Annotated in this window: 19 protein-coding genes; 6 read left to right on the top strand and 13 right to left on the bottom strand. The window is 46.3% G+C overall.

Going from position 1 to position 20,511, the window contains the following annotated elements:
* Nucleotides 1-61: 61 nt before the first annotated feature.
* Genes BMX95_RS05020 through BMX95_RS05010 form a run of 3 tightly spaced genes read right to left on the bottom strand, consistent with a single transcriptional unit; the run spans nt 62 to nt 1,527 of the window.
* Nucleotides 62-838 (bottom strand): WG repeat-containing protein, encoded by a 777-nt coding sequence (locus BMX95_RS05020; RefSeq protein WP_133053940.1) that lies wholly within the window; start codon nt 836-838, stop codon nt 62-64.
* On the bottom strand, nt 777-1,043 hold the full coding sequence (locus BMX95_RS05015; RefSeq protein ID WP_081200892.1) for a WG repeat-containing protein: 267 nt from the start codon (nt 1,041-1,043) through the stop codon (nt 777-779). The genes BMX95_RS05020 and BMX95_RS05015 overlap by 62 nt, the downstream gene beginning before the upstream one ends.
* A 19-nt stretch (nt 1,044-1,062) precedes the next feature.
* Nucleotides 1,063-1,527 carry a hypothetical protein gene (locus tag BMX95_RS05010; protein ID WP_081200891.1) on the bottom strand — a complete coding sequence of 155 codons (465 nt, stop codon included), beginning with the start codon at nt 1,525-1,527 and terminating at the stop codon, nt 1,063-1,065.
* A gap of 170 nt (nt 1,528-1,697) precedes the next feature.
* On the opposite strand from BMX95_RS05010, the gene BMX95_RS05005 reads away from it, so the two are divergent.
* Nucleotides 1,698-2,714 carry an alpha/beta hydrolase gene (locus BMX95_RS05005; protein WP_207631605.1) on the top strand — a complete coding sequence of 339 codons (1,017 nt, stop codon included), beginning with the start codon at nt 1,698-1,700 and terminating at the stop codon, nt 2,712-2,714.
* A gap of 1 nt (nt 2,715) precedes the next feature.
* Nucleotides 2,716-3,750 carry a pectinesterase family protein gene (locus tag BMX95_RS05000; RefSeq protein WP_081200889.1) on the top strand — a complete coding sequence of 345 codons (1,035 nt, stop codon included), beginning with the start codon at nt 2,716-2,718 and terminating at the stop codon, nt 3,748-3,750.
* A 222-nt stretch (nt 3,751-3,972) separates the two neighbouring features.
* Here the strand turns inward: BMX95_RS05000 and BMX95_RS04995 are convergent, their stop codons facing one another.
* From BMX95_RS04995 to BMX95_RS04985, 3 genes are read right to left on the bottom strand one after another with little or no spacing between them, the layout of a single operon-like run.
* Nucleotides 3,973-4,737, bottom strand: coding sequence for a LytR/AlgR family response regulator transcription factor (locus BMX95_RS04995; protein ID WP_081200888.1), 765 nt, complete (start codon nt 4,735-4,737; stop codon nt 3,973-3,975).
* A 33-nt stretch (nt 4,738-4,770) separates the two neighbouring features.
* Complete coding sequence (locus BMX95_RS04990) at nt 4,771-5,841, bottom strand: sensor histidine kinase (RefSeq protein WP_081200887.1); 1,071 nt, start codon at nt 5,839-5,841, stop codon at nt 4,771-4,773.
* A gap of 14 nt (nt 5,842-5,855) precedes the next feature.
* Nucleotides 5,856-6,677, bottom strand: a complete 822-nt coding sequence (locus tag BMX95_RS04985; protein WP_133053939.1) for a hypothetical protein — start codon at nt 6,675-6,677, stop codon at nt 5,856-5,858.
* 576 nt (nt 6,678-7,253) lie between these two features.
* On the opposite strand from BMX95_RS04985, the gene BMX95_RS04975 reads away from it, so the two are divergent.
* Nucleotides 7,254-7,649, top strand: a complete 396-nt coding sequence (locus tag BMX95_RS04975) for a response regulator (protein WP_081200884.1) — start codon at nt 7,254-7,256, stop codon at nt 7,647-7,649.
* Here BMX95_RS04975 and BMX95_RS04970 read toward each other — a convergent pair whose 3' ends face one another.
* Nucleotides 7,650-8,159: a GNAT family N-acetyltransferase gene (locus BMX95_RS04970; RefSeq protein WP_081200883.1), complete on the bottom strand. Its 510-nt coding sequence runs from the start codon at nt 8,157-8,159 to the stop codon at nt 7,650-7,652. It abuts the gene before it with no gap.
* Between the two features lie 102 nt (nt 8,160-8,261).
* On the opposite strand from BMX95_RS04970, the gene BMX95_RS04965 reads away from it, so the two are divergent.
* The 3 genes from BMX95_RS04965 to BMX95_RS04955 are packed head-to-tail and all read left to right on the top strand — an operon-like array spanning nt 8,262 to nt 11,806.
* Entirely contained in the window at nt 8,262-8,750 is a 489-nt protein-coding gene (locus BMX95_RS04965) for an acyl-CoA carboxylase biotin carboxyl carrier protein subunit (RefSeq protein ID WP_081200882.1), read from the top strand.
* 24 nt (nt 8,751-8,774) lie between these two features.
* Nucleotides 8,775-10,244 carry an acetyl-CoA carboxylase biotin carboxylase subunit gene (gene accC / locus BMX95_RS04960; protein ID WP_081200881.1) on the top strand — a complete coding sequence of 490 codons (1,470 nt, stop codon included), beginning with the start codon at nt 8,775-8,777 and terminating at the stop codon, nt 10,242-10,244.
* A 17-nt stretch (nt 10,245-10,261) separates the two neighbouring features.
* The gene (locus BMX95_RS04955) at nt 10,262-11,806 is read left to right on the top strand and encodes an acyl-CoA carboxylase subunit beta (protein ID WP_081200880.1); all 1,545 of its coding nucleotides are present in this window, start codon (nt 10,262-10,264) and stop codon (nt 11,804-11,806) included.
* Between the two features lie 93 nt (nt 11,807-11,899).
* On the opposite strand, the gene BMX95_RS04950 is transcribed toward BMX95_RS04955, so the two are convergent.
* From BMX95_RS04950 to BMX95_RS04925, 6 genes are all read right to left on the bottom strand, one after another.
* The gene (locus BMX95_RS04950; RefSeq protein ID WP_081200879.1) at nt 11,900-12,448 is read right to left on the bottom strand and encodes an ester cyclase; all 549 of its coding nucleotides are present in this window, start codon (nt 12,446-12,448) and stop codon (nt 11,900-11,902) included.
* An 80-nt stretch (nt 12,449-12,528) separates the two neighbouring features.
* The gene (locus BMX95_RS04945; RefSeq protein WP_081200878.1) at nt 12,529-14,985 is read right to left on the bottom strand and encodes a ShlB/FhaC/HecB family hemolysin secretion/activation protein; all 2,457 of its coding nucleotides are present in this window, start codon (nt 14,983-14,985) and stop codon (nt 12,529-12,531) included.
* Between the two features lie 196 nt (nt 14,986-15,181).
* Nucleotides 15,182-16,126, bottom strand: coding sequence for an endonuclease/exonuclease/phosphatase family protein (locus tag BMX95_RS04940; protein ID WP_242673139.1), 945 nt, complete (start codon nt 16,124-16,126; stop codon nt 15,182-15,184).
* A gap of 14 nt (nt 16,127-16,140) precedes the next feature.
* Nucleotides 16,141-17,538 (bottom strand): FAD-dependent oxidoreductase, encoded by a 1,398-nt coding sequence (locus tag BMX95_RS04935; protein ID WP_081200877.1) that lies wholly within the window; start codon nt 17,536-17,538, stop codon nt 16,141-16,143.
* A gap of 16 nt (nt 17,539-17,554) precedes the next feature.
* Entirely contained in the window at nt 17,555-18,832 is a 1,278-nt protein-coding gene (locus BMX95_RS04930; protein ID WP_081200876.1) for an MFS transporter, read from the bottom strand.
* 5 nt (nt 18,833-18,837) lie between these two features.
* On the bottom strand, nt 18,838-20,505 hold the full coding sequence (locus BMX95_RS04925; RefSeq protein WP_081200875.1) for a RagB/SusD family nutrient uptake outer membrane protein: 1,668 nt from the start codon (nt 20,503-20,505) through the stop codon (nt 18,838-18,840).
* Nucleotides 20,506-20,511 lie beyond the last annotated feature (6 nt).

Raw genomic sequence — 20,511 nt, 5'->3', positions numbered from 1 at the left:
AATTTTTCAATCAGGGCCGAAGATAAAAAATCAGCCAGGAAATTACAAGATGGAGCAGGTGTTACCCTTTTAAATAACCGATCACTGTGTCAATATCTTTTTGCTCATATCGGCCGCTGTACTTTTCAATACCATACCCATAAAAACCTAGCGCCATGGGAATGGCTGGTGGTACCGGGGCACCTTTGTTTATAAAGTTGCCAGCCTGAATGATCGTCACATTCAGCACCCACAAAAAGGCGCTGTATTGCTCCCATTTCTGCTGATAGATCGTACCACAATGTCCACACTGAAACTGATCATTCCCCAGGTTTTGCAACTGTTTCATAAATACCGAAAACAGCAGTTCCTGATCAACAAAACCAACAGGGTTGTTCCATTGAATAAAATCCCGGAACCGTTCCTGTTCGCAGGGGCAGCCCGTTGTATACAAGTCGGCAATCAACTGCTCGCAGGCGGCTGCAAATTGCTTCTTCTGGCGATTGGCTTCATTCAAATGGTCCAGGTTGTTGTTCCATTTCACCGTTCCTCCAATGGTCAGTTCGCCTTCGCGATATTCCTCCCCTTCCAGCACCTGCACGGTTACTGTATTCCGGTATACCCGGCCAATGGATACATATATTTGAGGCACCACTATATTTCCTGCTTTATCGATGAGCCCCCAGGTTTTAAGGTCGCCGAATTTGGCGAAGCCTTTTTCAAAAGGAGTGAACACCGGGAACTGGTAATCGATCACCAGATTCCCAAATTCGTCGATGGCACCATGCAGATCGTTCTCATATGAATCCCCATTTTTCATTACTCCGCACCCGGGCCAGGCCTTCGGTAAAATTGCCATATGATTCGTATTTATTGCTGAAGGGCAAAACCTGGTTTCCTGCAATATCGAAGTAGGCGGTATAATTTCCTTCTGTTATCGTAAACAGGTCGTCTGAAGAATGGGCCACAAAATCGTAAATGGCGGGAATGATGATGTCCCCCTCGAGTGTTTTGATGCCCATTTTGCTGCCTTCGTAAAATTGAATGTACTCAGTTGATTCCATTAGTTTTGTGAGTTGTCGGTTAATACCATCTAAAATACGGCCGGCTGGTAAAGGGTGAAAAATGCCAGGGTATGGAAAAGAAAATAACCAGCAAGGCAATGGTAAACCAGATAGCCATGGTTTTAAATTTCTGCAGATCGGTGGTTTTTCTTTTGGACTTTGCAGACCCAATCGTCAATAATGTAATCGCCACCACCATCATGGTAATATGTTCCATACCAAAGAACCGGAACTCCCGTTGGTGTACCGCTTCCTTGAAATTATTCATAAAATACCGTACCGCCGGACTAATAATATACAAACTAATACCTATCACCAATTGAACGTGCGCGATGGTAACTGCTGCCATGCGGGCTGTATTATCCGTCTTCAAAAATCGTTTATTGCCTAACCAACCGCTGTATGCCCGGATAATAGCAACCAGTAAACTAATTAAAACAAACCACCGGACCAGGGAATGCAGGATTATTAATGACTGATACATGCTACAATGTTTTCAATGCCAAACTTTACTTAATATGTTGTTTGAGGCAGGGTAATAAATACCTAAAAGTAAGGAATACGATTTTTTAAACCAGTATGACCATAATTCGAACCCCGGAAAATTTCCAAATCGATAAATTTGTACAACTACGTTCAGCTAAACTTTGTTCAATGCTCAGGAATTGCTTTGCCACCTTAGGATACTTCATTTGTACCGGTATCATGTCCCTTTTCGCCCTGGCAGCCCATGCGCAGGCACAACATGTAGATGGCCATTCGCCCTACCCCGATACCTCCTATACCACGTGGAGCGCCTTTGTAAACACCCGCAAAACTCATTCTGAAATACAGATCGTTCCGGAACTGAAATCAAAAGCGGTAGTCGAAAAAAGAAATCTTGAGTACATACCGGCAGGTGGCAAATATATCCGCTGGATCGATGCTTTTTACCCGGCAGGCAAGCGGGGTAAAAAACATCCTGCCATTGTGATCATTCATGGCGGCGGCTGGCGCTCGGGCAATCGCACTCAACACTATCCGCTTGCTCAGCATCTGGCAGCGAGGGGTTATGTTTGTTTTACCCCCAGTTATGCATTGTCAACCTATGCTCAATATCCGGTAGCCATATACGACCTGAAAGAAGCTTTGCGCTGGGTTATTCAGCATGCTGATAAATACCAGGTAGACACTTCTAAAATTACCGTATTGGGCTTTTCGGCCGGCGGTGAACTGGCAGCTTTTCTTGGTACCACGGTAGACAACCCTAAATTTTTAGGTCCCCCAAACAAGTTGAAGATATTAAAGCCGGTGCCCATACAGGCCGTAGTAGATATTGATGGAACCTTGTCCTTTACCCACCCCGAAACCGGGGAAGGCGACGACAGTAAAAAGATCTCTGCCGCTACCTACTGGCTGGGCTATTCCAAAAAAGACAGCCTGGCCTTATGGAATGAAGCCTCGCCCCTTACCTATGTGGGCCCGCACACGCCACCTACCCTGTTCATCAATAGCGGGGTGGCCAGAATGCATGCCGGCCGCAATCATTTTATAAAAGTGCTGGACCAATACCACATCTATTCTGAAGTAAAGACCTTTGAGAACGCCCCGCATTCGTTCTGCTTGTTCGATCCCTGGTTTCAGCCAACCGTAAACTATATTGATGATTTTTTAAAACGCGTATTTAAATAAGATGAAACAGCTTGCCTTTTTGATTGCCCTCGCTTTTATGGGCCTTACCACCGTTGCTCAAACTGCCAACCCGCAACAGTATAAATATGTTTTCACGGTGGCCAAGGATGGCTCCGGTGATTACAAATACATTCAGGATGCCATCGATGCTATGCGGGTTTACCCATTGGCACCCATTACGCTTTACATAAAGAATGGCGTATACAATGAAAAAATCGAACTGCCCGCCAGTAATACTGATGTCACTTTTATTGGCGAAAGCGTTGACAAAACCATTATCGTTTTCAATGATTATTCAGGCCGGGGAAAGCTCACTACATTCACCTCGTATACAGCCAAAATATGCGGCAACCGTTTCCGGGCTGAGAACATAACGTTCTCCAATTCAGCCGGACGGGTTGGACAAGCGGTAGCCCTGCACGTAGAAGCCGACAATGCCATGTTTGTAAACTGTCGTTTCCTTGGTAACCAGGATACTATTTTTACCGGCGGAGAAACCGCCCGTCAGCTGTTTGTAAACTGCTACATAGAAGGTACCACCGATTTCATCTTTGGACCAGCCACCGCAGTTTTTCAAAATTGCGAAATACACAGCAAAACCAATTCCTTTGTCACGGCCGCCAGTACTACCCAGGGTAAAAAATTCGGGTATGTATTCCTGGACTGCAAACTCACTGCAGACGACAGCACCACCAAAGTATTTCTCGGTCGGCCCTGGCGGGCAAATGCAAAGACAGTTTTTGTGCGGTGCACCCTGGGAAAACATATTGTACCTGAAGGCTGGAACAACTGGGCCAACCCCGCCAATGAACAAACTACATTTTATGGGGAATATAAAAACAGCGGCCCCGGCGCCGAGATAGCTAACCGGGCCAAATGGAGCCACCAGCTTACCGATAAGGAGGCCACCAATTATACCCTGAACAATATTTTCAATAACGACGGAGCGGCGTTGCCGGTTAATGTCAAATGGTATACGGAACAGAATACCCGTTCTTTTCAGTGGCCGGGGAAGGCAGGAGGCAGTGGGCAGTAGGCAGTGAGGGAAAGGCAGAGGGCAGAAGGCAGAGAAACTGCGACGCGGCCCTCCTACTCCGCCAGCCGGCGGATTCGACGGGCGATGCAACCGGCAACCCAAAACTAAGGACCGAGAACAGAACCCCGAACTCAGGAACCTAAGAACTCAATAACCCAATAACTTGAACTTAAAACTTGAAACTTTAAACTGGTTTCCCTTTATCAACACAATCTGATCAACTTACCTGCTTCCCCCCAACCACCCCTTAAAATCCCCTGCCTTCAGGCGGCTGATAATGATCTCTTCGTACGACTCGGGGTGAATGATGAGTTTTAATTTTCCATCGAACCAGGTGATCACTTCTTTTACGGAAGTATAGTTTACAATGAACTGCCGGTTTACGCGAAAAAAAGTGTCAGGCGACAATTGCTGTTCGAGCTCATCGAGGTTATTCTCTATGATATAATCGGCGCTATCGAAAGTTTTGAGGTAGTGAACACGTTCCCGCGTATATACATGTGCTACGTTTTTGGCTTCTATGGAAAAATACCGGCTTCCCTTTTTAACCAGGAAACGGGTCTTGTATTCCTTGTCTGTTTGGGGCTGCAGCTGTTCAATAAGTGCCGTAAGATCAATCGGTTTTTTGGCGTTTTGGTGGGCTTTGAATTTATCAAGCGCAAAATAGAGTTCTTCTTTTACCAGCGGTTTTAATAAATAATCAATGCTGTTGTACTTGAATGCCTGGATGGCGTATTCATTAAAGGCTGTTACGAAAATGATATTGCCCGATACCTCCACTTCCCGGAAGATCTCAAAACTTTTACCGTCGCCCAATTCGATATCGAGCAGCACCAGGTCGGGGGAACCATTTTCTTCAAAATATTTTACGGCGCCCTTTACCGTATCCAGGTAGGCTTTTATTTCAATGCTGGCATCATATTCCTTTACAAAGCGGGTGAGCCGTTCGGCGGCCAGGTCCTCGTCTTCGATAATAACAACCGTCATACTTATTTCACTTAATAACCAAAGATAAGCATGTTAATCGGCTAAAGCCACTCCTTCGTATACACTTGTTTCAATCAATGGCAATACTATTTTGAACACTTCACCATCATCGGTAATGCAAAGCTGCTCTTCCTTCTTCAGCAATTGATACCGCGTAATCAGGTTGGTCAACCCCGTTCTTTCCGATGGTTCGGGAGTACGCTTGCGTTGAATATTATTGCTGATGATCAGGTTGTGACTGGCATCGCTGCCAATAGTAACATACAGTGGTTTCTCGCGCGATACCACATTGTGTTTTACGGCATTCTCTACCAACAATTGCAATACAAAAGGCGGTAACAGAAAATCGTATTCCTTCTCATCGATGTCGATTGTCATTTGTAAAGAATCGGAAAAGCGGGTCTTTAACATCAACACGTAGGAGTTCAGAAAACGGAGTTCATCGCGCAAGGTGGCCAGTTCGGTTTCTTTTTTACTGAGCAGGTACCGATATACAGCCGACATTTCCATTACAAACTTTTCAGCCCGGTCAGCATCTGTCCCTATCAGCGAGGCCAGGGTGTTCAGGCTATTGAAAAGAAAATGCGGTTTTACCTGGTCTTTCAAAAACTGGTACTGGCTGTTAAGATTGATCCGTTTCAGCCGTTCCGACTCCGCATACAGGATCTTCCAGTTGTGAATGTAATAAAGTCCTTCGTACAAACCTACCACAATCAGGGTGCCCCACACGTTCAACCCCACCATAAAAACATAGTCCCAGAAAAGTAGTTTCCAATTTATTTTATTCACGGGGAAATAGCCAACTGCAAAGGTAAACGCCTCCTGCAGCGCGGGTACCAGAATTAAAAAGGGGATGCCTGGTTTCAACGCATACAACAGGCGTCGTTTGGTATTGGTCAGGCCCGCATATTTTTTTCGGCTCCATACAAAAACAAGCCGCGCGCTTTCACAGGTTATTAAAGAATAGAAAGCGCTTACCAGCAGCACCAGCAGGGCAGTACGCATATCGCGCATGTACATGCCCATAAAGAATATCAGCACAAACACATAAATAACAATGGGCGTATACAGCCTTATCTTTTTTTCATTCATACTGTTTCCCATATTGATTTACAAATTTAACGTACCCATCGCAACACCTGTAACAGCAATTTCCAGCCGTCATTCTCATGCCCCCAAACCCGTAGGTAGTTTTCTTTTTTGCCATTCCGGTTTACGACGCCATAGGCGTAAAACAGATCCCTTCCAGCGGAGATGGCGCCCCCCAGATATTCAAATTGCAGATCGGCAGGTATTTGTTTCAAACCGGTTGTTATGTCGTTTATTGTATGTAAGGGCGGCTGATCCTGTATGTTAAACCACGACCTGTTGGTAAGATAGGGCAGCAAGGCTTTATTGCCTTTTTGCCGGTATTGGGTTATCAAGTCCTGTTCAACCTGTTGCCAGTTTGCCCCGGCGGTGGCAGGTGATAAACTGCCAGGCACGGTTCGTTCCCAGTCTTTTTGAAATAACGAAGGTTTATAGGGCATGCCCAGGTCAATGAACACCTTCCACACACCCTGTTTGTTTTTTACCCAAACGCTGCTGTAGCTGCCACTTGCGTTCACGGGGCTTGCGGGTGCATCCCGCTGTTCAAATGGACCAGTGGAGAAACCCATTTCACCGGAGGCGGCCATACCCGTATACACCGGTTTCCAAAACAGTAGCTCCCGATCGTGGGAAAGGCTTTTCCAAAAGGGCAGCGCGGCCTGACTTTGCCCTTTATGAAAGACAATGCTATTGCTGTCTAAAAAATGCAGGAAGGCTTTTTGGGTGCCGCTGTCTTTAGCCATTTGAGCAAAAGCCTGTTCGGCAATGGTTATTTCATCCTGTGCGCTCGCCTGCAGGCAGCAGCCGATCAATAGGGGTAACCAGGTAGTTTTTGTTAGCAGTGAACTCATGTGATTGGATTTAACCACCAATGCTACAACAAACCGCCCGTTGATATTTGCGCTGCTGATCGAAATGTCTGAATAATGCATTGAAATGCAGATCCCGGCAGTTAAAGGTCTGTTACGATCCGGTTAATTTCATTGTGGAGACAGCTCTACAATTCAAACGCCCTTCTACAGTTAGTAACGTGGATGTCCGGGCTAATTCCAAAAAAGTTAGCAGGTATAACGTTTGTACTATAACCAAAACCTATTGTGTATCTATGAATTTTGTGTGTATGAAAGAAATCACCACGTCAGACTACCTTATGAATCTGCACAAGCAATATATGATTGAGGTAGGCAAATTTTTAAAGGCATTAAAAGAGAACGCTCCGCGTAATGAACTTATTCTCATTAGGATGAATGTTAAAAAATTACTTGCTGAGATTCGCAGATACCCTTTATCGGGCAATAAGTAGTTCTTATTAAATTCCCCACATTCTACCCCATTTTCCACAAAATCAGCGCATTATCAGCTGGCCCAAGATTTTCATAACTTATCGTACGTCAATTCTAACCCATGTAACTTTCATTTATTATACTATGGAAAATCATCAATCAACAATAGCCCTGGTAGACGACCATGCCTTATTACGCAAAGCTGTTAATTACCGGTTAACCGGCATGGGCTATAATGTGGTAATGGAGGCTGAAAACGGTCAACAATTCCTCGACAAACTGGAAGAAGAGGGATCTCCTTTTCCTGATCTTTGTTTACTCGATATCAATATGCCCGTTATGAATGGCTTTGAAACAGCCGCCCGGTTAAAGAAAAAATGGCCTGGCATAAAGATCGTTTTCTTTTCCATGAATGATGGGAATAGTTTTAAGATCAAGGCCAGGGAAATTGGGGCTGATGGATATCTTTGTAAGGATGCTTCTTCAGAAGAATTCGTGAGGGTATTGTACACTTGTCTGGCACCAGCGTTAGCAGTGTAATTACCTTATGATCAGCCACTCGAAGTAAATATGAGGCACCGTTTTATACAGGATATGACCCATTTCAGTAAAGCCGCATTTTATATAAAACCCACCCGCACCGGCCACGCCTTCATAGGCGTCGAGCCGTAAAGAATCACCGGCCAGCGCAGTGGCCATTTTTTTTGCTTCCTCTATCAAGGCGCGGCCTACACCAATCCGCTGATAACCGGGGCGTACCGCCATATCAACCAGGTAAACAGGACGATGTACGGGAGTAAAATAAGCAGGATCAATAACCCATGGCCGCGACGATGTTAACCGAAGCGTACCAATTACTTCTTTACCATTTTTGGCCACCAGCACCTTCGCCTTACTCATGCCGTTCAATACGCCCTTTGCACTGGCGATTGCACTCCAATGCCCATGGCCATGTTTGGCCGTGAGGTCGTAAGCAGCCTCGCTGATCACATTGGCAATGGCCGCAGCATCATCTGATGTTGCCAGCGCTATCGATACGTGTATATTCACCTGTTAAAAATACGCAATCTGCCGTTATTGATCATCTAACACATTGCGCCTTTTGTTTTTATAGCATTACTCAATTACTTAAATTACAATAAAATCCTGCCAATGCCACCTAACGATTCATATAAAATATTGGTCAATGGGTTTACCTTCCTTTTTACCCCTGCCAATCTGGAAAACTTTGACCTGGTTGCCATTTCACCTATCGAATTCAACGGCATCAGCAACCATCAATCGGTAAATGCCCGGTTATTGGAAGTCGATCTGCTCAATAAAACTTTTACTATTGAAACCGGGGGAGAAACCTTTGAGGTGGTGATCAAGAATGAACTCGATCAAAAACTGGAACAGATGGGTTTTAGCGCATCGGCCAGTAAACAAATAAAACAGATCAAGGCGCCTATGCCCGGACTGGTGCTGAACATCGATGTAACCGATGGACAGCCGGTAAAAGAAGGTGACCGGTTGTTGATCCTGGAAGCCATGAAAATGGAGAACAGCATTCTGATTCATGCTGATGCTACTATTAAAAAGGTACTGGTAACCGCCGGACAGGCCGTTGAAAAAAACCAGGTACTCATAGAACTGGAATAACATTTATCAACAGAATAGGGAACAATGCAAAAAATATTAGTGGCCAATCGTGGCGAAATAGCGTTGCGGATCATGCGCACTATTCACAGTATGGGCATAAAATCGGTAGCGGTATATTCAGAAGCCGACAGGCATGCCCCGCATGTATTGTTTGCGGATGAAGCCGTCTGCCTGGGGCCCGCCCCTTCGAGCCAGTCATACCTGAATGGCAATGCCATTATTGCTTTTGCCAAACAATTGGGAGTAGATGGCATTCATCCAGGCTATGGCTTCCTGAGTGAAAATGCAGGCTTTGCCCAACAGGTAGAGGAAGCCGGCATTACCTTTATCGGACCCGGTTATGAAGCCATGCGCATCATGGGCTCCAAGCTGGCAGCCAAAGAATGTGTGAAGCAATATAATATTCCCATGGTGCCTGGCATCGACAAAGCCATCGACAACATTGCCGTTGCCAAAAAGATAGCGGCGGAGATCGGTTACCCCGTTCTTATTAAAGCCTCGGCCGGTGGGGGCGGAAAGGGAATGCGCATAGCCGCCAGGGAAAGCGAGCTGGAAGAACAAATGGAAAGGGCTACCAGTGAAGCGCTGTCGTCTTTTGGGGACGGGTCGGTATTTATTGAAAAGTACGTGAACTCCCCCCGGCATATTGAAATACAGGTGCTGGCCGATAACTATGGCAATACCGTTCATTTGTTTGAACGCGAATGCAGCATACAACGACGGCACCAGAAAGTGGTGGAGGAATCACCTTCTTCTGTTTTAACTCCCGAGATCCGGCAAAAGATGGGGGAGGCTGCAGTGATGGTGGCTAAATCGTGCAACTATCGCAGTACCGGCACCGTTGAGTTTTTGCTGGATGAACAACTCAATTTTTATTTTCTTGAAATGAACACCCGGCTGCAGGTGGAACACCCGGTTACGGAAATGATCACCGGTATCGATCTTGTTGAAGAGCAAATAAAAATTGCGCGGGGAGATAAACTCCGGTTCCAGCAAAATGAGCTTACCATCAATGGCCATGCACTGGAGTTGCGGGTGTATGCAGAAGATCCTTTACATGAATTTTTACCATCAACCGGTACGCTAACCAAATACCGGCCACCGCAAGGCGAAGGTATTCGGGTTGATGACGGATATAGGGAAGGAATGGCCATCCCGGTTTATTACGACCCCATGATCGCCAAACTGATCACTCATGGGCGTAACCGAACGGAAGCCATTCAAAAAATGAAGGCGGCTATTGTCAACTATACCATCGAAGGGGTTGAAACGACTTTACCCTTTGGCAATTTTGTATTTGACCACGAAGCATTCCTAAGTGGCCGGTTCGACACCCAATTCGTTCAAAAATATTATACCCCCGAAAAGCTGTTGGCCCTACAAAAAACCAAAGCTGAGCTGGCAGCCCTCATAGCCCTGCATTACTGGCTTCAAAAACAAAAAGAAGTAAAAGCGGTTGAATCAACTCCTACTAACTGGACAAAACGGATATAACCTGTAAAAAGCTCCTGATGAAAAAAACGAAATCGGACATATTAAAACAAAAGATAGAGGAAGGCAAACTGGGAGGCGGTAAGCATAGAAATGAAGTACAGCATAAAAAAGGGAAACTCACTGCCCGCGAACGCATCACCCTGTTAATGGACCCCGGTTCGTTTGAAGAAATTGGCGCCCTCGTATTGAACCGCGCCAATGATATTGGGATGGATAACCAACAATATTATGGCGATGGCGTGATCACGGGCTATGGTACTATCAATGGCCGGCTGGCCTATGTATTTGCGCAGGACTTTACCGTATTTGGAGGTGCGTTATCAGAAACGCAGGCGGAGAAAATATGCAAGGTGATGGACCTGGCCATGAAAACCGGCGCCCCCATGATCGGGCTGAATGATTCCGGCGGCGCCCGCATACAGGAGGGCGTAAGGTCATTAGGTGGATATGCAGATATCTTTTACCGCAATGTACAGGCATCGGGCGTAATACCACAGATCTCTGCCATTATGGGGCCCTGTGCCGGTGGTGCGGTGTATTCACCCGCCATGACTGATTTTACCCTGATGGTCGAAAACACCAGTTATATGTTTGTTACAGGCCCCAACGTGGTAAAAACAGTTACTAATGAAGAAGTGAGCCCGGAAGAATTAGGCGGCGCCTCAGCCCATTCCACCAAATCGGGTGTTACGCACCTTACGGCTGCCAACGATGTGGAATGTATTGCCGAGGTAAAAAAACTGTTGAGCTATATTCCTCAAAACTGTGAAGATACCACGCCCAGGCTTCCTTATACATTGGGTGAGGAAACGCGGCCTGCCCTGGAGACCATCATTCCCGAAAGCAATAACCAGCCTTACGATATGCGGGCGGTGATAGCAGGTGTCGTTGATGAGGCTTCCTTTTTTGAGATCCACCCCGATTATGCAGGCAACATCGTTATTGGCTTTGCCCGGTTAGCCGGCAGAAGCATTGGCATAGTAGCTAATCAGCCTATGAGTTTAGCCGGCGTACTGGATATTGACAGTTCAAAAAAAGCAGCGCGGTTTACCCGCTTCTGCGATTGTTTTAATATTCCCTTACTGGTGCTGGTTGATGTACCGGGCTTTTTACCAGGTACCGATCAGGAATGGCATGGCATTATTACCAATGGCGCCAAACTGTTGTTTGCTTTCAGCGAGGCAACAGTTCCACGTGTTACCGTGATCACGCGTAAGGCATACGGCGGCGCTTATGATGTAATGAATTCAAAACATATTGGCGCCGACATCAACTATGCCTGGCCTACCGCTGAAATTGCTGTAATGGGCGCCAAGGGTGCCAGCGAGATCATCTTTAAAAAAGAAATTTCCGAAGCTGCCGACCCTGCCCAAAAACTGGCCGAGAAGGAAGCGGAGTATGCGGAAAAATTTGCTACCCCTTATCTGGCAGCCGAGAGAGGTTTTATCGATGAAGTGATAGAACCCCAATACACCCGCTCCAAATTGATAAAGGCTTTTGCCATGCTGGAGAACAAGGTAGCTACCCTGCCTAAAAAGAAGCATGGAAATATTCCGTTATAGGGAGGAATTACCACCTGCCCCTTGCTGCATGAACCTCATTAAAAAAAAAGCTGTTCCCCTGCCAGCGAACAGCTTTTCTATTTCATTCTTTAATTAATGCTGCATTTGTGCTTTTCTGTTGTACAGTACATTTACATCAGCAGGCAATACTTCCATTGCCTGTAAAAAGCCCAGGCGGTCTGTTAGTACCTGGGCGCTTATCACTTTGCCTTCTTTCACCGTCATAATTCCCATACCTTCATTGGTGATCGTTTTGCCAGAGGCCGGCAGTGTTATCCAGGTATCACTTTGTGTTCCCTGCCATTTCCAGTGAAACACTACTTTATCACCTTCGCCAATCAGGTCAACTACATTCCACTGAATATCGGGGAACGCCTTTATCAGGGGAAGTACCGGTTCTACAAAAGCGGCACCTCCCTTTTTACCTTGCACCCCCGTAAATTCATCAGATACCAATTCTTTTGCCAGGTCAAGGTTGCGTTTATTTAAGCCCTGCTCAAATAACTGCCGTACTACTTCTTTGTTTTGTTGTGTGGTGTTCATAACTATCTCCTTTTTATTACTATTAGTGGTTGACTGTGCATGGAGGATACCGGGAGCCATCAACAGGCTTAACAGGTATACTTTGGGTAATGATCTCATTGGTATTTGTTTCGCACAAAACTACTAACCACTGATAGCGGAGAATTGTAAGAAATCATTGATTTTATCGCAAAGGATAATTAGAGCACCCGGTTCAACCGTAACTGAATCAGTCTGATCTCTTCGGTAATACCATACGTAGCGGAGATATTGCACTTGTAGAAAGGCGCCACCATAATACCGGGTCCATAGGAGATGTGCATTTTATTCGATCGCTCACCAGGCACCCATACCCGTCCCTGGTCAAAAAAGGCAAAGACCCCGATTTTACCCCTCAGAAAATAGGTTCTAAAATTGGTAATGTACCGTAGTTCATTGCTATTATAAAATGCAGTTTTCCCCCAGAACCGTTCCCGCCGGAACCCCCGTAACGTGCGGGGGCCGCCAATAATGGCATGTTCATACGCCTGGCCCGAATGCAGCACATCATTGTTCACAATGGTTTCGGCACCTGCTCTTATTGCCAGTGACACATGAGTGAAAATTGGAACATACAACTGGCCATGCATATTATATTGCTGATAGAACTCATTTTGCAGGAAATTCTTTGCATAGGTGGCATTGGCTAAAAAAGTATACCCACTTTCTGGCACTACCGAATCCCGCACACGCACATATGAATACGTCAACTGCAGGCCTGCATACGGATTGGCCTTAAACACCTCCCCATTGGTGGTAAATACTTTGGAGGGATACCGATCGGGGTCGTTTTTACCTGTTGTCAGCAAATAATAACCGGTTATCGCTACTGTGCTTCTACCAAAATTGCGGTTTAACCCGGCAGCCGCATACCATTCTTCGCTTCGCAACCGGTAATAATTGATGTCATTGGTAATTGATTTAGTCTCATTACCAGTACCATAAAAATTTGTCCAGCGAATCACATCATAATCGGCCCGCATAAGCAGGTTCCATTTACCCAATACATGCGGGTATACAGCGGACCAATAAAAACTGAGCGCATTTTGAGATAGTGAATACCGGATACCAGCTGAATGCTCCCAGGCAAATGGATCCTTGCGCCATTTATACTTTCTGTAGGTGTACCGTACGCCTACAAAGATCCTGTCGGCATTATTATAGAACGCCTCCGGCGTGAAACCCGATTCATCATACCTGTTCCACCGGTAACTCCATTTATGAATGGTTGAATCGGATGATAAATGCCTACGGGCATTACTGGTTTGAAAAGTATTATTGGCATCATCGTATACCTGCACTTTATGGGCTGATTGAACAATAGAATCCTTGTTATCGCCACCGATAATGCGTATGGTGATGTTGTTCCGGTCATTTTTTACCTCATACACGTCTTCGCCTTTTATGCCAAACAACCGGATCTCTTTTGTCTCTGCTGGTTTAAAGATCCTGTTATAAAAAGGAGTTGTTGCTTTTTGACCGTCTTCATCAATTCGATATACCGTTACCGATGTTTCATTGTTACCGGCACCCGACACTTCAAAATATTCCCGCTGGCTACTGCCGGTTATTTCTACTTCTTTGGCAATAAACAGGTAATACTGTTTGGCAAACCCGGGTATCTGATCACGCCGGGACTTTAATTTATCGATCAGCTCCTGTCCTTTTGTGGCAAATATTTCAGGCGGTAATTGCGCCACCGATTGTTCGATCACGGAATTGGTCAATGCCTTTTGCAATGCATCTGCCTCATACAACCAATCGGTAAGCGTAAGGGCATTGGTGAAATACCGGTCCATATGCCTTGCCGAAGTATTCAGTATTGCAACATCTTTTTCCTTGTAACCAAAATGCTGCATAAAGCTAAGACCACCGCCTTTTATCACCAGGTTAATGAGCACGCCATCGTGATAAAAAAAAGCCTGATCGCGGTCGCGTGGCACCGGTTTCAACAGAATACCATTGGGCGTAGGTGTTTCTCCCCAGCTCCAGTTACCTTCGTGGCGGAGCCAGTCGCCTATTAGCATATCAAATAACCTGGCGCGCGCAAACGCGTGCTGATCTATTATGTAGCTATTATCATGTTCTGATAGTGTAAGTAATTCATCAGTGCTGATAAAAGATTTAAAATTGCCCAGGTTATCGGCTTCGTGCCAATCACCTTCCGGCTTCTCCTCCAGCAAATACAGGTCATTGCCATATCTGAAATTAAAGGAATCCAGCGCTTTTTGTTGAGGGAGGTATACTAATGTTGGCAGGGCGTGATAAATACCGGCGTGCTGCATCATATTGCTCACGGCAAATGCACCATACGGGTGCGACATAGAAATGCCATCATTCACAATATCTTCCACGAACGTTCCTCTTACCTGGGGTGGTATTACATCTTTTCTTGACTTGTTGATGGAACGCAAAGTGTATTCCTTTCCCTCTTTTGTTTGCAGCCGCAATGATTTCGATTCATTGCCACCACCATTCTTATAAGGTATTAAACCGCCAAAGGCAGTATCTAAATACAAAACTGGAACACGAATGGGAGTTGCCCATTCAGTACGATGGTTGCTGCCCCATAACCAACGGTAAAAAGATGGCCTGCTATAAGCTGATCCGGCAGCCATATATTTGGAAGCAGCCGTATCTGCTACAGGTGTTTGGGCTGTTGTATTAAGGGATATGCATAAAAGTCCCAACCATATATATGATCTGACGTAGCAGCGCATACCTACTTTTAAGATAAAATTGTGCCACGGGCATTACACCGATCTCTACTTCCTGCAACACATTCTTTGCCAGTAGGTATTGTAGTAGCACCTTTTACAATAGTGATATTTCTGCCTGCACAAAAAAATGATCGCTGGGGAAAATGCCGTTGGGTTTGTCTTTTATAATACCCGCGGCCAAAGGTTTGCAATTCCCCTTGCAAAAAATAAAATCAATCTTTCCTTTTCCACTCAACCTGGGACTTTCCTCCGGTTCAAACCCATGCGCCGTAACACCGGGTTCTGCATCGCCATGTATAGCTGCATAACTATCGGCAAAACCGGCAGCTTTTACCGGTTCAAACACATTGCTTGCTATGGTTGAATTAAAATCGCCTGTAAGTATTTGCGGAAAGGTGGGCAAGTACTGGCTGCTTTCCATTGCCATCAATTTCGCCTGCTGCACTTTGGCTTCGGGTGATTTATGATCCAGATGCAGGTTTACCACCCTGAATTCGTTACCGGTTTTTATTTCCTTTAACCGCACCCAGTTCACGTGTCGGGCGCGGGCCGTATTCCACGACATACTTCCTGCTACCAGTGGTGTTTCTGATAACCAGTAGGTACCGGCCGTCAGTAATTCGTACCGGCTTTTTAAATACATGATGGGATTTTTGGCTATACCATGATAGCCTGTTGGGTTAGCATCCATCTCAGGCCCATCGAAGCCGAAGAGTGCGTATTGGGGCATGTGCTGTTGTATATATGCGGCCTGCTCTTTTAACACTTCCTGAAAACCGATAAGATCCGGCTGCTGTTTTTTGATCACCTGTACGCAAACTTCCTTTCGTGCATTCCAACCGAGGCCGATGGCATCATCTTCGGGTAGGGCTACGCGTATATTGCAGGTAAGCACTTTGTGAATGGCGCTGTCTTTTTTAGTAACTGCTGTTACGGCGGCCATGCCCATCGCTGGGAGGAAAGGGGCTAAAGCAACAGCGCCCAGCCTCTTTATCATCCGCCTGCGGGAAGCCATTGCAAACTGACTCGTGTTTTTCATGAAGAATAATATTTTTAAACAGTCGCTTCCCTGTTTATACGCAGGTAAGCGCCTTTCCTTAACAACTCCTGTTGCAATTCCTGCACATCTACATCTGCGGGTTGAATATTTTTCCTTACCGCCTGTTTGGCGGCCCGGCCTGCCGCTTCGCCCATTGCCATGCAAGGTGCCATTACTCTAATGGCCGACATGGCTTCATGCGTGGTTGAGATACAACGTCCGGCTACAAGCAGATTTTTTATTTTTTGCGGAACCAGGGACCGGTATGGGATATCATAACAATCACCACACCATTCCAGGGTGCAACCACCGCCTTGCGGGTGATGGATATCGAGCGGATAACTGGCCACTGCAATGGCATCATCAAAATGACGGCAGCCCATGATGTCTTCCCTCGTCATGGTATACAGTCCGTTGATGCGACGTGTTTCCCTGATACCAAGGAAGGGCGCTGTTTTTAGAAAATAAGCATTTTCAAAACCAGGCACATATCCAATGAGGTAGCGCTGGATATCGTAAATCTGTTTACGGCCTTCGATTTCACCATGGGTAAGGCTTTCCGGATCGGTTCCGTTTACACCATTTACGCGGGTCATGTTCACCCATACTTCACCTTTACGTAAACCAGTGATCAGGATGGTGCGTTCTGTGGTTAGGGTCAATCCATCGGCCTGGGCCTTTTGTACCAGGTTGCGCATACCTACCAGTACAAACTGGTTGTTTTGGCCAAAATATTCTGCCGGAATGAAATCTGTCAGATAGGTCCTTGGTTCCTTTGCAACGCTCAGGCGTAACTGCTCGGTATCTACGCCACCCAGGCAAAACATAAGCGTAGGAGGTTGCACGCCGCCCTGTTCGTTGCCATATTCACAGGGCACGCCACTGCGATAAGCCACATCTGCATCGCCGCTGCAGTCGATAATTACTTTTGCCATGATGGCTTCCCGGCCGGCTTTGCTTTCTACAATAATGCCATTCAATGCATCTCCGTTCATTACCACACCAGCGCAAAAAGTATAGAACAGCACTTCCACACCGCTTTCTGTTAACATTTCCAGTGCCACTGTTTTTACACTTTCCGGTTCCACCAGGGTAAGACTCATATGCAGTGGACAGGGCCGGTGTTCACTGGCAGCCTGCCGGGCAGCAAGGCGATCGATGAGTTTTTGCGGCAGTCCCTTTATGATCTGGTTGCCTTTCTGTCCCAAAAAACCAAGAATAGGTAAGCCAATGGTCATATTGCCGCCCACAAAGCTGCGGCTCTCTACCAGCATTACCCGCAATCCGTCTTCTGCGGCGGCCATCGCAGCTGTTATTCCGGAGGGGCCGCCACCTACCACCAACACATCTACCTCGGTTCTGATAGGAATTGATTTCGCGGGCTCTTGAATGGTACCCAGATTGTTCTTCATATGATGTTTAATTTTTTTAATTAGTTGATTGGGCAGTTGCTGAAAAAGGGGCTTTTTCTTTACGAACCATAGTCCATAGTATTAAAGCTGATAACGGATGTAGTATCGCCATCAGCATAAAGATGTTGCCCGCACCCAGCCTGCCTATTACCTGGCCTACATAATAATTGAACAGTACCGCACCCAATGCGCCAAAACCGCCGGCTATACCCAGCACACTGGCCACGTTGTGCATAGGGAACGATTCCGCTACTACTACACTGAGCGATACCAGCCAGCTCAGGGCCATTACGGCTATCAGGCTGAACACGACCAATGTACTTACCGCACCTGGCAAATAATTGATCAACGCACACAAGGGCGCCAGTATCACTGTTGCAGTAAGCATGATCTTTCTTGCCCGTAATGGCTGTATGCCCCTGCGCACCAGTTTATCGCTCCAGGCGCTTGTTCCTATACTACCTGCATCAGCAATCAAAAAAGGAATCCAGCCAAACAAACCTATTTGTGGCAATGTAAGCCCTGACCCTTCCTGCAAATAACCCGGCAGCCAGAACAAACAAAAATACCATACAGGGTCGCTGATAAACCGGATCATCAGAATACCCCACAGGCTTTTTGTAGACCACAGTTGTTTCCAGCTGAACCGCCCGGTGGCGTCCCGGTTTTCCGACTGCATCACCTCTTTGGTTACTTCCACCGGCGGTTTGCGATAGATCATTTTCCATAACAAAGCGATCAGCAAACCCATGCCGCCACAAACAACAAAAGCAGTTTTCCAGCTAAAAGACAGGGTTAACCAGGCAATCAATGGCGGTGCTATAATGGCGCCAATAGAACTACCTGCTACGCACAAGCTGTTGGCAGTAGCACGCACCTTACCCGAAAACCAAACGGTCACTGTTTTTAACTGGGCGGGGAAATTGGCCGGCTCGGCCAATCCCAGCATGCCCCTGAAAAAACCAAACTGGGCAACCGTTCTGCTAAGACCACCACCTACACAAGCTATTGACCACAGTACAATGCTGTACAACATGATCTTACCAGCGCCAAATTTATCAACCAGCCAGCCCGATACCGGGTACATGATGGCATAACAAATGGTGAAGAGGTTTACAATAACAGCATAGCCGCTATCGTCCAGGGCAAACTCTTTTTTCAGCAATGGTTTCAGGATCGACACCATTTGCCGGTCAACATAATTAAAGACGATCGTAAGAAAGATGATCCCCACTATAAACCAGCGGCGTCTAACATCGAACCACGATCTTGTTGGTTGTTCTATGGCGGGCATATCTTTTACCAGTTATCGTTTTGTTTTACCAATCCCTTTGTAGTAAGCACTTCAATGTTCGGCACAGGCCACAGGTAATCGCGCTTTGGATTGAACACCATGTTCTCAATCACACGCATGATACTCGTATTTGACACATTGCTGTAATCAGGTGTACTGTTTGCATCCAGCACTGGCGCTGTATTCAGCCAGGCAGTACGGCTGCGGCCATAGCGAGGCCCTTTCATCACTTGTTCCGCAATCTTCCAGCGGCGAATGTCGAACAGGCGATGTCCTTCATTGGCCAGCTCTACTTTACGTTCGCGGCGTACCAGCGAGCGCATATAGTCCTGTGTTTGCCCACGGGGCACAACAGGCATGCCAACCCTGGTCCTAACCGAATCCAATGCTTTATATACTGATTCATCTATTTGATTGGCCTCGATCTTTGCTTCGGCATAAATAAGCAACAGTTCAGCGTAACGCATGATCACAATATCGCCTTCACAATTCTCATCATCTTTCATGTCTTTTATGTCTGTCCATTTACGCCACATATAACCCGTGAACGTAGCGTATTGGTTGGTGGCATCTGTGTTGCTTACCCGCACTGCCGGTGTTACATTATAATTCCAGACTTTCAAACTATCGGGGTGCGTTTCAAACTGATAGCCATAATACGTGCTGCCTGGCAATACGATGCTCATGGCCAGCCGGGGATCGCGTTTCTCAAATGGTTTGGCGGTATTGTATAAGGGTGATTTGTCTATCGTCAATCCATCGGTGCACTCATACGAATCAACCATTTGCTGAGTGGGTACTTCGTTAGCTACGCCACCTGCCAGGCGGCTCGAAAGAAAATTGCTATTGCTATGTGTGAGTACCCCTTTTGTATACTGAAGGGAAAAGATCTGTTCTTTGCAATACTCACCGGTATAATTAAACAGGTTTGAATAATCGGCATACAATCCGTAATGACCGATTGCCCGCGCTGCATTGGCAGCATCGGCTGCCGGCTGCCATTGCCCATTGTACAAAGCTACCCGTGCTTTTAAGGCATACGCTGCTACCTTAGTGGCTCTGCCTGTTATATTTCCCGTATTGAATGCAGGCAGATCGGCCACAGATTCATCCATTTCATTCAGGATGAAAGTAACCACGTCGGCCTTGCTGGTCCTTTCCAGGTTGCTCTCCTCTAACGAAATGCTTTTTGTTACCAGCGGCACATCGCCAAACATTTCTGTAAGCAGAAAATAGTTGAACGCTCTTACCCAACGGGCTTCTGCAATTACCTGCCTGTAATAAGCTTCGGCGAGCGTGGCTTTTGCCCGGTCGATATTATCGAGCAGAAAATTAGCACGGCCTATTGATTTGTAGCATTGTGTCCAGGCAACTTCGGCTGACCCATTGGTACTGGTAGCCGTTCCATTGCCCAGGTCCTGTACGGCATGTGCACTCCGGTTCCAGCTGATATCAGCGCAATTATCCAACATCACCGGCCAGGGGCGGGCTGTTTTCAATTCCCAGTTCAATGATTTATAACAACCCAGAATACCCATCTCTACTTCAGTAGCATCTTTATAAAATGAGGCAGAAGAAGGGCTATCGAGTGGTACCTTGTCGAGCGATTTATTACAGGCAGTCAATCCGGCTATAATACCGGCAATCAATATTATGGTGGATGTACATTTCATGATTTG

The sequence above is a fragment of the Niastella yeongjuensis genome, from assembly GCF_900110245.1.
GTDB classification, from domain to species: Bacteria; Bacteroidota; Bacteroidia; order Chitinophagales; family Chitinophagaceae; genus Niastella; species Niastella yeongjuensis.
Note: the sequence above shows the minus strand (reverse complement) of the source record. Positions and strands in the feature narration are given on the sequence as shown.